A 13,665-nucleotide genomic window follows, 5' to 3' on the forward strand; every position below is an offset into this window, starting at 1 on the left:
ACGGCAGCAGTCCAGATGCGCCGGCCTTGACCCAAAGCGGCACCTTCACCGTGACCGCGCTGGATGGCGTGCAGACCTTGAGCGTCGGCGGCATCACTGTCGTCAGCGGCGGGGTGGCGGCAGGTTTTCCACAGTCCATCACCACGGCGCTGGGCAACACCCTGACCATCACCGGCTTCAACGCGGCCACCGGAGTGGTCAGCTACAGCTACACCCTGCTGGACAACGAAGCCCACCCGAACGCCAACGGCGCCAACAGCCTCAGCGAGCAATTCACCGTCGTCGCCACGGATGACAACGGCACTACGGCAACCGGTAATCTCGATGTGAACATCGTCGACGACCTGCCCACCGCCCACGCCGATTCCGCCTCGGTGAATGAAGGCGGGACGGTCAGCGGCAATGTCCTGGACAACGACGTGGGCGGTGCCGATGGGCCTGCTGCCAGTGGCGCGGTGATCGGCGTACGCGCCGGTGATGACACCTCGACCCCGGCGATTGGCGGCCTCAACACACAGATCAACGGTACCTACGGTTACCTGACCCTGGATGCCAATGGCAATGCGGTCTACCACAGCAATCCGGACACCGTCAGCGCACCCGGCGCCACGGACGTGTTCACCTATACCGTGCGTGATTCCGATGGCGATGAAAGTACGACCACCATCACCATCGACGTGCACGACGTCTGCCTGGTCGCCACACCTGATCAGGACATCAGCGTCCACGAAAAAGCCCTCGACCTGAATCAGGACGGCCAGGACCTGGCCCCTGGCACCGTCACTGGCAGTGACCCGAGCGCCACCGGCGAAACCGCCACTGGCAGTCTCGTGGGGGCGGTGATCGGTGCCGTAGGCGCAGTGACCTTCGCTCTGGTAAGCGACGCCACTGGTGCCCACGGGCAGTTGTTGCTCAACCCGGACGGTTCCTACACCTACACGCTGACTTCGCCCGCCACGACAGCGCCCAATGCCAACGACGGTCCGAACGTGACGAGTGAAAGTTTCACCTATCAGGCCACGGACTCCCTGGGCAACACTGTCACCAGCACCATCGTCATCAACATCGTCGACGATGTGCCCAAGGCTTATTGCGACACCGCCGCAGTAGTGGAGGGCGGGACGGTCAGCGGCAACGTGCTGGACAATGACGTGCTCGGCGCCGACGGCGGTACTGTCATCGGTGTACGGGGTGGCAGCGACACATCCACGCCGGCGGTTGGCGGTCTCAACACCCAGATCAACGGCACCTACGGCTACCTGACTCTGGATGCCAATGGCAACGCGGTCTACCACAGCAACCCGGACAGCGTCGGCGCAGCGGGCGCCACGGACGTGTTTACCTACACCGTGCGCGATGGTGATGGTGATGAGAGCACCACCACCATCACCATCGATGTGCACAACAGCTGCCTTGTCGCCGAAACCGACCACGACGTGACCGTCTACGAAAAAGCCCTCGACCTGAACCAGGATGGCCAGGACCTGGCCCCCGGCGCTGTTACCGGCAGCGACCCGAGCGGCACCGGCGAAACGGCCAGCGGCAGCCTTGTCGGTTCGGTGTCGGGTGCCACTGGCGCGGTGACCTTCACCTTGGTGGGCAACGCCACGGGGGCTTATGGTCAACTGCTGCTCCATCCTGACGGCTCCTACACCTACACGCTGACCTCGCCCGCCACGACGACACCCCACGCCAATGACGGCCCGAACATCTTGAGCGAAAGCTTCACCTACCAGGCCACGGACTCTTTGGGCAACACCGTTGCCGGTAGCCTGGTGGTGAGCATCGTCGACGATGTGCCCACCGCTGTTGCATCCGAACGTTCGGTGACGGCGGTGGAGATCGATTCGAACCTGCTGATCGTGCTCGATGTGTCCGGCAGCATGGCCGATGACTCCGGCGTACCGGGGCTGTCGCGGCTGGACCTGGCGAAGCAGGCCATCAGCGCCTTGCTCGATAAATACGATGACCTGGGAGACGTGAAGGTCCAGCTGGTGACCTTCAGTAGCAATGCCACCGACCAGACTTCAGTGTGGGTCGATGTGGCCACCGCCAAGACACTGCTCACCAGCCTGACGGCTGGCGGAGGGACCAACTACGATGCGGCAGTGGCGGCGGCCAAGACCGCGTTCGTCACCTCCGGACAACTGACCGGGGCGCAGAACATCGGTTATTTCTTTTCCGACGGCAAGCCGACGTCGGGGCAGGAAACCGGTGCGGCCGATGAAGCCGCCTGGAAGGCCTTCCTCGACGCCAACGGCATCAAGAACTACGCCATCGGTCTGGGCAGCGGCGTCAGCAATGCCAACCTCGACCCGCTGGCCTACGACGGCAGCACCCATACCAACACCGACGCCGTGGTGGTGACCGATCTCAACCAGCTCAATTCGGTCCTTTCCGGCACTGTGCAAGGTGTGCCGGTCACCGGCAGCCTGTTGGGCGAGGGCGGTACATTCGGTGCCGACGGCGGGTATGTCAAAAGCCTGGTGGTCGACGGCACCACGTACAGCTATGACCCGGCCGCCAACGGTGGCCAGGGTGCATTGACGGCCAGTGGCGGGGCCGACCATGGCACGTTCAACAGCCTGAACAACACCGTGAGCATCGCCACTGCCCACAACGGTACGCTGGTGATCAACCTCGACAGCGGCGAGTACAGCTACACCTCCCAGACCACCACCAGCACGGTGATCAGCGAAAACATCGTCTACACCGTCAGCGACAATGATGGTGACCTGGCAAGCTCCAGCCTGGTGATCAACGTAGTGCCCAACAGTCCACCCGTGGCGATGGACGACAACGTCATCACCAACGTGCTGTCGGGCAATATCGTGGTACCGGGGGAACTGTTGCTGGGCAATGACAGCGACGCCAATGGCGATCCGCTGACCGCGTCACCCACCAGCTTCAACACCGGTTGGGTCGGCAAAGGCGCGGACTTCACCGGCAGCACCGGCACGGTCAGCTTCACCGGCAACAACGTGCAGTCGATCAACCTCGACCGCAGTACCTTTGTCGCCAACGCTGCCGCCATGACCGCGGTGCTGGTGGTCAGCGGTGCACTGGGGATGGTGTCCAACAACAATACCAACGATGAGGACCGCCTCAACATCAGTCTCAAACAGGGCGAAACCCTGACGCTGGACCATAATCTGTCGGCCGGCCATATCGCCATGGAATACTCCCTCAATGGCGGACCGTTCATCGCGATCAACGATGGGGCTTCGTTCACCGCAGCGGCGGACGGCAACTACCAGATCCACGTCACCAATATCCCCAACCCTGGTGGCGGCAACGCCAACGCCGCGGAAAACTACCAACTGACCCTGACCGTCAACTATGCCGGCGCCCAGGACAGCACGCCGGATTACCACGGCAGCTACACCGCCAGCGATAACCACGGCGGCAGCGACAGTGCGGCAGTGAGCATCAGCTACCAGTCCGGCCATACCCTGACCGGCACTACGGGAGACGACGTGTTGTTGGCCGGCAATGGCGACAACCTCCTCAACGGCGGAGACGGCAACGACATCCTCAGTGCCGGCTCGGGTAACAACACCTTGCACGGCGGAGCGGGCAATGACTTGCTCTACAGCGGCGCCGGCAATGACCTGCTCGATGGCGGCACCGGCAACGACACCGCCAGCTACGCCCATGCCGCCGCCGGTGTCACGGTGAACCTGGGCCTGCTCGCCGCGCAAAACACGCTAGGCGCCGGTACCGACACCCTGGGCGGTATCGAAAACCTCGTCGGTTCGAACTTCAACGACACCCTCACCGGCGACGGGGCCAACAACCGCATCGACGGCGGACTGGGTCATGACGTGCTCAATGGCGGTGGCGGCGATGACATCCTGATCGGCGGCTTGGGCAACAACACCCTCACTGGCGGCAGCGGCGCCGATACCTTCCAGTGGATGGCAGGTAATAGCGGCCATGACGTGATCACCGACTTCACCCCCGGCCTCGACAAACTTGACCTGTCACAACTGCTGCTGGGAGAGAACGGCACCAGCGCCTCCCTGGACGACTATCTGCACTTCACCGTCACCGGCAGCGGCGCATCGGTCATCACCAGCATCGACGTCAGCGCCACCGCCGGGGCGACGCCGAACCAGACCATCGACCTGGCCGGCGTCGATCTCGCCAACCACTACGGCGTGACACCGGGCGCAGGGGGGATGATTGCGGGCGGGGCGGACACGGCGACCATCATCAATGGGATGTTGAATGATCATTCGTTGAAGGTGGATATGGTATGAGCTGAGTTGAAACGGCAAACCCCGTCGTTTCCGGGTTTCGATCGTTCCCACGCTCCGCGTGGGAATGCAGCCTGGGACGCTCTGCGTCTCCAAGAGCCGAACGCAGAGCGTCCGTTGATCGTTCCCACGCAGAGCGTGGGAACGATCAAGGGCGGAGTGGCTAGCGATGTTCGACGTTGTCCAGTGCCCGGTTCGCGAGCAATGCGCCCAGTTCAATCAATTGCTGGATACCCAACGCCACATGCCGCCGGGAACCGTTCAGCTCGAAGGCCAGATCACTGACCATGGCATTGGCCGAGGCCAGGGTTTCGCTGAGGTTGGCGAGCAGGACTTCAGTCTCGATACCATTGACGATGGTAAAAAGCTGATCGGGAGGCGGATCGATCTCGGACCCGCTCGGTTTTGGTTTCAGGTAAAAGTCGAGGGCGCGGTCAGCGGCTTTGTCGTAAGAGGATGTGGGGTCGGTATCCGGGGTGTTGGGCATAAGGTTGAGCTCCATGCATGACCACCATTGAACAGATGCCAAGAAAGCCATCGTCAAGGTGATGCTATATGTCATGTGGCATACGGGCTACCAAACCCGATCACTGATTTGTCAGCGATGGACAAACGATAGAGCCTGTCCTCCTGGCACACAAGCCGGCGGATTCTGGCGTAGTTGTGGGCAATGGCGCAAGGCGGTGTAGCCCGCTCCAGCAGCGTCCCACAGCTCAATAAACACAGTTGATTGATCGTTCCCACGCTCTGCGTGGGAATGCAGCCTGGGACGCTCTGCGTCTCCAAGAGCCGAACGCAGAGCGTCCGTTGAGGCATTCCCACGCAGAGCGTGTGAACGATCAAGGGCGGAGTGGCTAGCGCTGTTCGACGTTATCCAGTGCCCGACCCGCTGCCTTCAGGGCTTGCGCAGTGTTTTCTGCCTGAGGATATAAACCGTCACCAACACCGCACTCGTCAACATGAACCCCCGTGCCCACGGCAAGGGCACCAGGTAGCACGACAGCAGAATGCTCGCCCACATCAACCCGATGGCGTAGACCTTGCCCTTGAGCGGGATGCCGTTGCCGCTGAGGTAATCCTTGATCCACGGCCCGAGTCGTGGGTGCTCCACCAGCCATTGGTAGAAACGCGGCGAGCTGCGGGCGAAGCAGGCCGCCGCCAGCAGCAGGAAGGGGGTGGTGGGCAGTACCGGCAGGAAAATTCCGATCACCCCCAATGCAACGCTCAGCCAGCCGATGGCCAGCAGCACGTAGCGCAACATCAGGGGGCGGTTGCCTATGGGGTTGTCCATAGGCCGCGTCTTAGTGGTGACGAGGCTTGAGGATCGCCGGCTTCTCGTCCGGAGCGTTGCACAGCAGGTACAACGCGGTGAGGGCTTCCGGGATCTGTACGATCATGTCGTCCATCAGGTTGGCATCGGCGGCGATGTCGGAGAACTCCGGTTGTTCGTCGAACAGGCCGGAACCGACCATGATCGGCAGCAGCATTTCGCTGACTTCCTCTTCGGCGGTTTCGAACCAGGCCGCTTCGCGCAGGAACACCCCTTCCATGAAACCGATGCACCAGCCGCGCAGTTCCGAGTCGTCCGGGTCATCGCCCAGGTCCAGCTCGCAGGGCAGCTCGAATTCTTCGTCGGAGGCCAGCTGACGGGCAATGTGCGCCTTGAGCCCGACCAGCGTGGCTTCGATTTCGATGCGTTGGGCTTCGTCGGTGTAATGCGGCTCTTCGGCGAAGAGGGCGTCGATCCACTCGCGGTCCGGCACCTGCTCGGAGCAGATCGACAGGGCGGTCAGGTAGCCGTGAGCGGCCACGTAGTCCAGTGCTTCGTCGTGCAGCTCATCGGCGTCGAGGAAGACTTGCAGGCGGGTCAGTTGCTCAGCGAAGGACATTACGGGCTACCTTGGGGGAATAAACAATGCGGGAATTCTAGGCCTTCTTGAGCGCCCAGGCCAGCCGCTTGGCTGATTTGCCTGTGGCGAGGGGATTTATCCCCGCTGGGCTGCGAAGCGGCCCCAGAACATGCAACTCAATCTACCTGACACACCGGAGCGTATGGCTTCAGGGCCGCTTCGCAGCCCAGCGGGGATAAATCCCCTCGCCACAGAGTGCAATGTCAGGCCTTACAGATCTTGAACACCTCCTGTCAGCAACACCCTCTGCACAGAAGGCCTCGGGTATACTGCGGCGCTTTGTGATGCCCTGCGGTGTCCCACCGGTTCGAAATGCGCACTTACGATTTGCCGGTGCAGCATGTTCGGTTCTGAACCAGCCTTGCAGGGATGTTTCGGTGATTTTTGGAGTTTCTATGCTCGAACAGGCTCAACGCGTCCTCAAGGACATCTTCGGCTACGACAGTTTTCGTGGCCGTCAGGGTGCCATTATTGAGCGCGTGGCCAGCGGTGGCGATGCCCTGGTATTGATGCCCACCGGCGGCGGCAAGTCCTTGTGCTTCCAGGTCCCGGCGTTGTTGCGCAACGGTCTGGCGGTGGTGGTTTCGCCGCTGATCGCCTTGATGGACGATCAGGTCGCGACGCTCGAGGAACTGGGCGTCGCCGCGGCTTCGCTGAACTCCACCCTGAGTGCCGAGCAGCAGCGGGACTTGGCGGCGCGGATCCGGCGCGGTGAGCTGAAAATGCTCTACCTCGCCCCGGAGCGCCTGGTACAGCCGCGCATGCTGGCTTTCCTGCAGAGCCTGGAAATCGCCCTGTTTGCCATTGACGAAGCTCACTGTGTGTCCCAGTGGGGTCACGATTTCCGTCGCGAATACCTGCAACTGGGGCAACTGGCGGAGCTGTTCCCCGATGTACCGCGCATCGCCCTGACCGCCACCGCCGACAAACGGACCCGGGAAGAAATCGTCGAGCGCCTGCATTTGCAAGACGCCGAGCGGTTCCTTTCCAGCTTTGACCGCCCCAACATCTTCTACCGCATCGTGCCCAAGGAGCAGCCACGCAAGCAGTTGCTGGCGTTCCTCGCCGAACGGCGCAGCGATGCGGGCATCGTCTATTGCCTGTCACGGAAAAAAGTCGACGAAGTCTCGGCGTTTCTCTGTGAACAGGGGTTTCCGGCGTTGCCCTATCACGCAGGGCTGCCCAACGAACTGCGGGCCTATCACCAGAAGCGCTTTCTCAACGAGGAAGGCTTGATCATGGTGGCCACCGTGGCGTTCGGCATGGGCATCGACAAGCCCAACGTGCGTTTCGTGGCGCACCTGGACCTGCCTAAGTCCCTTGAGGCCTATTACCAGGAAACCGGTCGTGCCGGCCGGGATGGCTTGCCGGCCGACGCCTGGATGGCCTACGGCCTGCAAGACGTGGTGATGCTCAAGCAGATGTTGCAGAACTCCGAAGGTGACGAACGCCACAAGCGCCTGGAGCAGCACAAGCTCGATGCCATGCTCTCGCTGTGCGAAGAAACCCGCTGCCGCCGGCAGACCTTGCTGGCCTATTTCGACGAAGACATGCCCCAGCCGTGCGGGCACTGCGACAACTGTGTCGACGGCGTCGAGACTTGGGACGCCACCGAACCGGCGCGCCAGGCGTTGTCGACCATTTTTCGAACCGGCCAGCGCTATGGCGTGGGGCATCTGGTGGATGTCTTGCTGGGCAAGGACAACGAGAAGGTCCGCAGTTTCGGCCATCAGCACCTATCGGTTTACGGTGTCGGCAAGGCCCGCTCCGAAAGTGAATGGCGTTCCCTGTTCCGGCAGCTCGTGGCCCGTGGCCTGGTGGACATCGACCTGGAGGGCTACGGCGGCCTGCGGCTGAGCGAAACCTGCCGGCCGTTGCTCAAAGGCGAGGTGAGTCTCGAACTGCGCCGTGATCTCAAGCCGGCGACTGCGGTCAAGAGCAGCAAGAGCCAGGCCAGCCAACTGGTCCGTGGCGAAGAGCGCGATCAGTGGGAAGCCTTGCGTGCCTTGCGGCGCAAGCTGGCCGAGGAACATGCCGTACCGCCGTACGTTATCTTTCCCGACTCGACGCTACTGGAAATGCTGCGCAGCCAACCCACCTCCCTGGCGGAGATGGCCCGGGTCAGCGGCGTCGGCGCGCGTAAGCTGGAGCGCTATGGCGAGGCCTTCCTCCAGGTGCTGGGTGGCGAGGCCGAGGCGCCGAAGGCGGTGGCCGATGTACGCCATGAGCTCATCACCCTGGCCCGGGCCGGCATGACACCGTTGCAGATCGCCGCACAGCTCCAGTGCTCGGAAAAAAACGTCTACACGATGCTTGCCGAAGCCATTGGCCAGCAGCAATTGTCGCTGGAACAGGCCTTGGATCTGCCCGAGGACCTGATGGGCGAGGTCCAGGATGCGTTTCTGGATGGCGAAGGCGAGTTGCCAGCGGTGGCGGAAGTGGCAGCGCTGTTCGCCGGTCGGGTGCCGGAAGGTGTCTTGTATTGCGTCAGGGCTGCGTTGCAGTCGGAATTTGAAGTCTGATCAGTAAGTTGCATGCCTTTAACGATTCAGTACGGGGCGGACCTTGCTTGAATCCAAAGTGCATGCTTAGCTGACTAATAATTAGTATTTCTCCTATTTCAGATCTGATGAGTTTTTTATGTCGTTAACCGATCAACACCGTTTTGGCATGCAACTGGCGCAGATGTCCCGGGGCTGGCGTGCCGAACTGGACCGGCGCCTGGCCGGGCTGGGCCTGTCCCAGGCGCGCTGGCTGGTGCTGTTGCACCTGGCCCGCTTCGAACACGCACCGACCCAGCGTGAACTGGCCCAGAGCGTTGCCGTCGAAGGGCCGACCCTGGCCCGTTTACTCGACAGCCTGGAAACCCAGGGGCTGGTGCAGCGCCAAGCCGTGGCCGAGGACCGCAGGGCCAAGAAAATCGTGCTTTGCGCACCGGCCCGGCCGTTGATCGAACAAATTGAAACCATTGCCACGCAGCTGCGCCGGGAGCTGTTCGAAGGCATCGACGAAGAGGACATGCGGGTGTGCATGCGGGTCCACGGCAGGATCCTGGCCAATCTGGAAAAATCCTGAGGTATATGGGCGATACCCCGACTTTTGAGATTCGGCGATTAGCGAACTATAACCAGTACTAGGTGATCGTATTGGAAGCGCTCGAATCGAAAGGGATACCCATGCTTGAAAGTTTGCAGTCCACGTTGCGCAGTTGGGTCAACGTGTCAGTTGTCTTGGGTGCATTGGGGTATCCGGTTTTGGCGTCTGCGCTGGGACTGGGAGAGATCACGCTTCATTCCGCCCTGAACCAGCCGTTGCGCGCCGATATCGCCCTGGTCGATGCGGCCGGGCTCAGCGAGGGTGACCTGTCGGCCAGCCTGGCAAGCCCGGACGACTTCAATCGTGCCGGCGTGGAGCGGGTGTTCTTCCTCACTAACCTGCGCTTTACCCCGGTGATGCGCGGCGAGCGCAGTTTCATTCGGGTCACGTCCAGCAAACCGGTGGAAGAACCCTTTCTCAATTTCCTGGTGCAACTCAATCAGCCCAACGGGCGTCTCTTGCACGAATACACCGTGCTGATCGATCCGCCGGGTACACCGGGTGTCGTGCCCGCTTCCGACGAGCCTGCCGCCGTTTCCCGGTCTTCGATGGCGCCCCCCTCTGCGCCGGCCATCAAGCCACCCCCGGCGACCCAGGGCAAGCGCTACACCGTTGTGCAGGGAGACAACCCCTGGGTTATCGCCAAACGCCTGCACGATGCCGGCAGTGGCGCGTCGATCCATGAGCTCATGCAAGGGATCCAGGCGCTGAACCCAGGCAGTGACCGACTCTCTATCGGCCAGCGCCTGCTGCTGCCCGATTCGGCCGTGTTGCCATCCCCGGCGGAAACCGCCGCCACACCAGCCGCCGTTGCCGGCGACGAGCAACTGGCCGCCAGCGTGCTGCAAAACCAGCAGCAACAGAAAACCATCGACGAGTTGCAGGCCCGGCTTCAGGCCCAGGACGAAGAAATCGCCGGTCAGCGTAAGCAGATCAGTGAATTGCAGGCGCAACTGGCTGAGGTCGCGCCAGCCCCGGTTACGTCGGCGGTGCCGCCATCGCCGCCACCGATGGCTGAGCCACAGCCAGTGACGCCGCCACAACCGGCGGCAGATCAGCCGGAGCCCGAAGGCATCAATTGGCTGTGGGTGGCGGGGCTGGTGGGGCTGTTGGGATTGCTTGCGTTGCTGCTGTTCATCCGTCGTCGGCAGGAGCAGGCCGGCGCACAGCCGATTCCGGAACGCCCTGAACCGATGCCCGAAGACAGCGCTGAAACCTATGTATCGACCACCAATACGGAGCAGCCCGAGGTCGCTTCGTCGTTCAATAACGGTGATGCGCCGTTGGGAGACGTGCTGGAAGGGGTTGGGATCTACCTGACCTATGGCCGCTTCACCGAAGCGGCGGGGTTGTTGCGCGCGGCATTGCTGGCGGAGCCGGAGCGCACCGACCTGGGCCTCAAGTTGCTGGAGGTGCTGGGCAAGCAGGGCGACACCATCGGTTTTCAGGCCCAGGAACATCATTTAGCGGCGCAGGGTATCGACGCCGGGACGCTGGAGGACATCCGCGGGCGCTATCCGAAGATCGCGATGGTGACCGCGCCCGCAGTGGCGCCGCCAGAGCCTCAAGCCCTCGAAGTCCCTGTTCCGGTGCCTGCGCCTGTACAGGTGCCCGGCGACGAATTCGAGCTGGATCTGGATGCCCTGTCCATGGAGAGCAACTGGGACCTGGCCGATGTACAGGACAGTGCCGAGGGGAAAGCCGCCGTTGCGACGCCTGTCGTTGAAGTCTCCGAGGCGTTGTCTCTCTCGGGCTTCGACGAGCCGGAGTTGCAGTGGAGCGCGCCACAGGAAACCGAATCGTTGGACGATGCCTTTCTTGACGGTTTCGCCGATGAAGAGCAGTCGCTGGAACTGGAGGCGCTGCCGCCCCTCGAGCCTGAATCTGGTTCACTGTCCCTGGACGCCATATCCTTTGAGCCCGAAACACCGGAGCACGCCGAAAAACTGGAACAGGCGCAGAACTGCATCGATGATGGCGACTTGAAGACGGCGATCACCCTGCTTGAAGAATTGCTCCAGGAAGGCGACGAACCCCTCAAACAGACCGCCCGAGTGCTACTGGCCGGGATTCGCTGAAGGCACGGCTTCCCGTGTGGGAGCGAGCCTGCTCGCGATGGCGGCAGCACATTCGACACCAATGCCAGCAGACCCACCGCCATCGCGAGCAGGCTCGCTCCCACAGGTATTGAGCATCGTCTATCTCGGAGGCGAAGGGTCAAAGGCGAGTATCATGGCGGCGCCTTCGAAGCCACGAGTCGACCTGCTATGACCGAGCAAAAACCGGAAGTCATCATTACCTATTGCACCCAGTGCCAATGGTTGCTGCGTGCTGCCTGGCTGGCCCAGGAACTGCTCAGTACCTTTGGTGACGATTTGGGCAAGGTGTCCCTGGTGCCGGGCACCGGCGGGGTGTTCCACATCAGTTGCGACGGTGAGCAAATCTGGGAGCGCAAGGCTGACGGCGGTTTCCCCGAGGCCAAGGTGCTCAAGCAACGGGTCCGCGACCGGATCGACCCGGAGCGGGACCTGGGCCACAACGACCGGGTTCAGTGAGAGGGGGCTTCGCTGCCTGTCACCGGTTTCTTCGCGCCGCTTAGCTGGCTCGACACGACGATGGCGGCGATGATCAGCACGCCTCCCAGCAGCATGCGCAGGGTCGGGGTCTCGCCGAACAGCAGCCAGGCCACGCTGATGCCGTAGACCGGCTCCATGGCGAACACCACCGCCGCTGTGCGGGCCTTGATCACGCTCAGGCTGGCGACGAAGAGGCTATGGGCCAGGCCGGTGCAGAACACCCCGAGCAGGCCGATCCACAGCCAGTCGAGCGGGCGTACCGCGCTCAGTTGTGGCGCGGCGATCGGCAACAGGCATGCCCCGACGACCAGGTTCTGACACAGCGCCGCCTGCACGGGGGGTACAGCGCCTGCGCCGGCGCGGTTGGTCAGCGACAGCAGGGAAAACAGCAACCCCGACGCCACAGCCCACAGCAGGCCGGTGGTGGCGCCGCTGGCCAGGTCGAAGTCCGGGGTGACCAGCACCAGGCCAATGCTTACCAACACCACCAGCAGGATTTCATTGGCCCGAATCCGCTCGCGAAACATCAGCCCTTCGAGTAGCACCGTGAAGGCCGGAAAACTGGCAAACCCCAGTGTGGCGATCGCCACTCCGGCGATTTTTACCGCGATGAAAAAGCTCACCCAGTGGCCGGCCAGTAGCAGCCCGCTGAGCAGCAGTCGCCAGCCGTCCCGTATCTGGAGTTTCTGCCATGGGGTGCTGCTGGCGAAGCGGGCGAAGGCCGCCAGGGCCAGCACGGCAAACAGGGCGCGGCCAAATACGATGATCGCCGGCGAGGCGGCGGCGAGTTTGCCGAACACACCGGTCAGGCCAAACATCAGTGCGCCAATGTGCAGGGCGCCCAGGGCGGTACGGGGAGTCATTGCAGTCCTTAGATCAGCCATCACTATTCCCTGTGGGAGCGAGCCTGCTCGCGAAAGCGGCCGATCAGTCAGCATTTCTATCAACTGACACACCGCATTCGCCAGCAGGCTCGCTCCCACAGGGATCAATATTTAAACCCTTTGGATGAGTGGGTGTCTGTCGCGATCCTGGCGTTTTTTAGCGTCAGGCTAGCGCTGGCGTCGCAGTTTGCCTGGCGACGTGCCGAATTCGCGCAGTATCGCCGCGGCGAAGGCGCTCTGGGAGCTGTAGCCGACCCGGTGGGCGATTTCACCGATGGGCAGGTCCGAGTCGCGCAGCAGCGCTACGGCCTTGTGCAAGCGGCGGCTGCGGATGTAATCCATAGGGGTTTGCCCGCATTCGGCGACGAAACGTGCATGCAGGCGAGCACCGGAAAGTCCCGCGATCCGAGCCAGGTCCGCCACTTGCAGCGGGTAGGCGGCGTATTGGTCGATGTGTGCGTCAAGGGCGGCGTAAGGCAAGCGCCGGCGGCCGGTGGTTTCCTGGCGGGCGCCGTTGAGGCTGGCCAGGAGCAGTACCGCACCTTGCTGGGCGATCAGCGGGTCATTCACCGGACTGCCTGCGAGCCAGTTGACCAATTGGCTTTGTCCCGCATCCAGGGGCAGGCGGGCGGTGTTGTCCAGCAAGCGACGGCTGGCGTCGGCGTGATCCCCGAGGCATTGGCCGACCCACTCATCGCCCGGGACGTCCAGCACCAGGCAATGGCTGCCGAGAGGGCTGCCGCAAGCATGATGGGCACCGGCCGGCACCACCACGAAACTCTGTTGCACCACCTGACTGCCACGTCCCTCCACCTCGAAGTCCAGCGTGCCGGACAGTCCGAAGACCAACTGGGCGTGGTTATGGCTGTGGACGATCAGGTCGTGGCTGTAGTGGCGCAGCGTGAGGATCGGTCTCATCGCGGTCTCCCGGGGCAGGCCA

The 13,665-nt window shown here is 62.6% G+C and carries 10 protein-coding genes; 5 read left to right on the plus strand and 5 right to left on the minus strand.

All coding sequences use genetic code 11. The features are described 5' to 3' along the window. The coding region (locus tag ACODTO_RS05240) for a beta strand repeat-containing protein (RefSeq protein WP_489106060.1) at positions 1 to 4,262 on the plus strand (4,262 nt) is incomplete at its 5' end. Positions 4,263 to 4,422: 160 nt separating this feature from the next. On the opposite strand, the gene ACODTO_RS05245 is transcribed toward ACODTO_RS05240, so the two are convergent. The 3 genes from ACODTO_RS05245 to ACODTO_RS05255 form a co-directional block, all read right to left on the minus strand. Next, positions 4,423 to 4,761, minus strand: coding sequence for a DUF6124 family protein (locus ACODTO_RS05245; protein WP_489106061.1), 339 nt, complete (start codon positions 4,759 to 4,761; stop codon positions 4,423 to 4,425). A gap of 393 nt (positions 4,762 to 5,154) precedes the next feature. Beyond that, positions 5,155 to 5,550 (minus strand): YbaN family protein, encoded by a 396-nt coding sequence (locus ACODTO_RS05250; RefSeq protein ID WP_139647304.1) that lies wholly within the window; start codon positions 5,548 to 5,550, stop codon positions 5,155 to 5,157. A 10-nt stretch (positions 5,551 to 5,560) separates the two neighbouring features. After that, entirely contained in the window at positions 5,561 to 6,148 is a 588-nt protein-coding gene (locus ACODTO_RS05255; protein ID WP_139647302.1) for a UPF0149 family protein, read from the minus strand. Positions 6,149 to 6,564: 416 nt separating this feature from the next. Between ACODTO_RS05255 and recQ the strand changes: the two genes are divergently transcribed. The 4 genes from recQ to ACODTO_RS05275 all read left to right on the plus strand — a co-directional run bounded on the left by recQ (position 6,565) and on the right by ACODTO_RS05275 (position 11,820). After that, positions 6,565 to 8,691, plus strand: a complete 2,127-nt coding sequence (recQ, locus tag ACODTO_RS05260; RefSeq protein WP_139647300.1) for a DNA helicase RecQ — start codon at positions 6,565 to 6,567, stop codon at positions 8,689 to 8,691. 118 nt (positions 8,692 to 8,809) lie between these two features. Continuing rightward, positions 8,810 to 9,244 carry a MarR family transcriptional regulator gene (locus ACODTO_RS05265; RefSeq protein ID WP_041023344.1) on the plus strand — a complete coding sequence of 145 codons (435 nt, stop codon included), beginning with the start codon at positions 8,810 to 8,812 and terminating at the stop codon, positions 9,242 to 9,244. 101 nt (positions 9,245 to 9,345) lie between these two features. Beyond that, positions 9,346 to 11,343: a motility hub landmark protein FimV gene (locus ACODTO_RS05270; protein WP_489106062.1), complete on the plus strand. Its 1,998-nt coding sequence runs from the start codon at positions 9,346 to 9,348 to the stop codon at positions 11,341 to 11,343. A gap of 189 nt (positions 11,344 to 11,532) precedes the next feature. Then, the gene (locus ACODTO_RS05275) at positions 11,533 to 11,820 is read left to right on the plus strand and encodes an Rdx family protein (protein ID WP_024778616.1); all 288 of its coding nucleotides are present in this window, start codon (positions 11,533 to 11,535) and stop codon (positions 11,818 to 11,820) included. Here the strand turns inward: ACODTO_RS05275 and ACODTO_RS05280 are convergent. Both ACODTO_RS05280 and ACODTO_RS05285 read right to left on the minus strand, forming a co-directional pair. Further along, positions 11,814 to 12,704, minus strand: a complete 891-nt coding sequence (locus ACODTO_RS05280; RefSeq protein ID WP_175362463.1) for a DMT family transporter — start codon at positions 12,702 to 12,704, stop codon at positions 11,814 to 11,816. The genes ACODTO_RS05275 and ACODTO_RS05280 overlap by 7 nt on opposite strands. 189 nt (positions 12,705 to 12,893) lie before the next feature. Further along, positions 12,894 to 13,643: a helix-turn-helix transcriptional regulator gene (locus ACODTO_RS05285; protein WP_139647297.1), complete on the minus strand. Its 750-nt coding sequence runs from the start codon at positions 13,641 to 13,643 to the stop codon at positions 12,894 to 12,896. Positions 13,644 to 13,665: the final 22 nt, after the last annotated feature.

The sequence above is a fragment of the Pseudomonas sp. FG13 genome (assembly GCF_057809755.1).